This is a genomic window from Nitrosomonas sp. Nm132, from assembly GCF_900100485.1.
In the GTDB taxonomy this organism is placed as follows: domain Bacteria; phylum Pseudomonadota; class Gammaproteobacteria; order Burkholderiales; family Nitrosomonadaceae; genus Nitrosomonas.
The window spans coordinates 1-1,763 of the sequence record NZ_FNDH01000108.1 but is presented as its reverse complement, the minus strand read 5'-3'; the positions used below and the strand labels follow the sequence as shown (position 1 = coordinate 1,763).

Sequence of the window (1,763 nt, the reverse complement as noted above, 5' to 3'; positions counted from 1 at the left end):
ATGTATTTCTTTGCCATTGGCCCACTTCCATTCTACGTTGAAGCTCGAGAGTATGGGGAGCTTTAGCCGACATTTCAAGAATGACTGAGTACTAGTGCATCCGCCTCGTCCTGCACTACCATCGTCAGCATCGGTGATAGCACTGAAATTTCGATATCAGTATCGTCAAACTCAGCCGCACGCAAAGGTGCAAAACGCGGATCATGTAGAGCAGCAGACACCGCATTACTTTTGACATCCATTAATAATGATCGTTGCGCCTCAGGTGAGCCGATACAACCACGCAACTGATCATCCTGCATTAGTGTAACAAAACACGCGCCCAATTCTTGCAACCATGGGGCATGCTCATCAATATCCGACCGATAAACTACATTCAAAGTACGAGCAATCGCCTTCCGTCCAATCGATAACAGCTCTTTTCCTCGATTAGGCTGCATATTCAGTATTCCCTGAAGAAGAATGAGGTAGTGTAAAAGCAAATGCGCCATAACCCACCACCTGATCAGGTGAACCAGCAGTATCTCCTGAGTTGCGTAAATCTAATCCCTACGACCAAGGGCAAAATCGAGAAATCCGTTAAGGTGCTTTGTAAAAAAGGCAATTGCACTTCCAGTGAATGCTCTAGTGCACATGCGCACGCGCACTGATTGTCAGTTGTGGCAAGCGTGCAATTCTATTGATGATAGCGGTCGGTATCTACTCTCACCCTGCCCAATAGTGTTGTAAAAGCATCTACATCTGGCAATGCCAAACCACGTACTGCAATATGGCGTGCGGGACCAAGTAAGATGACACGACGAATACGCTCAGCAAAGGAACAAAGCGTGACATATGCAGGCGCTGCTATCGCACCCGAATAGGTATAGCCCAGCCACAGCAGGAGGACAGACGGTAATCATGAGAAAATTTCCCTAAATTAGATACCGTTAACATAAGGGTAATCTCTGGAAAATCAAGGAAATATTAATTAAAACCAAGTCACTGCCAGGAAACAACAAGATTACACTTTTTATGTAACTTATCGACTTGTAATCATTCAATTTTTTTTAAAATCTGCAGCAACAGTCATTCCACAAAAAGTAAATCGTAGTGCATAAAAAGTACAATAAAAATCAATCAGGATTGCCGCGTATCCAAATACTGCTTATGCAGATGTCTGAGCCATACCAGCATTACAGCACTGATTGGAAGTGCCAGTAAGATACCGATGAATCCGAATAGCTGACCGAAGGCTAGTAAAGCAAAAATCACCACGACCGGATGCAGGCCGATACGCTCACCGACCAGCCAAGGCGTAATCAATATGCTTTCAAGTAATTGACCAACACCAAACACGGCCCAAACCGCCATCACGCCACTCCATTCCTGAAACTGCATGACTGCGGCAAATGTCGCAAGTGCCAAACCCACGATTGCACCCAGATAGGGAACAAATACTAAAATACCTGCCAGAAGTCCGATTGGCAGAGCAAATTCTAACCCAATCATCCATAAGCCCGTCACATAAAAACCGCTCATCAGAATAATGACTGCAACCTGTCCACGCAGGAACTCTGCCAGCACGCGATCAGTTTCATGCACAAGCGGATACAGCTGCTTTCGCCAGGCAGGTGAGACCCACTCATTGATCTGGGAAATCAAGGCATCCCAATCACGCAGTAAGTAAGAAGCTGTCTGGCAAAACATTAGACGCATTTTGCAAGTGTTATTTTCATCATGGCGATTCGAATCATATTTTCGGCAGTGCCTGGCAGGATCTC

Annotated in this window: 2 protein-coding genes and 1 pseudogene; all 3 read right to left on the bottom strand. The window is 45.5% G+C overall.

Annotation, left to right across the window (positions count from 1 at the left end; all coding sequences use genetic code 11):
• Positions 1-74: 74 nt before the first annotated feature.
• Positions 75-491 carry an AmmeMemoRadiSam system protein A gene (amrA, locus tag BLP80_RS14820; RefSeq protein WP_256325132.1) on the bottom strand — a complete coding sequence of 139 codons (417 nt, stop codon included), beginning with the start codon at positions 489-491 and terminating at the stop codon, positions 75-77.
• Positions 492-505: 14 nt separating this feature from the next.
• Positions 506-874: pseudogene (gene amrB, locus BLP80_RS16765) on the bottom strand (AmmeMemoRadiSam system protein B).
• Between the two features lie 245 nt (positions 875-1,119).
• On the bottom strand, positions 1,120-1,763 hold a 644-nt coding region (locus BLP80_RS14810; RefSeq protein ID WP_143002336.1), incomplete at its 5' end, for an AI-2E family transporter.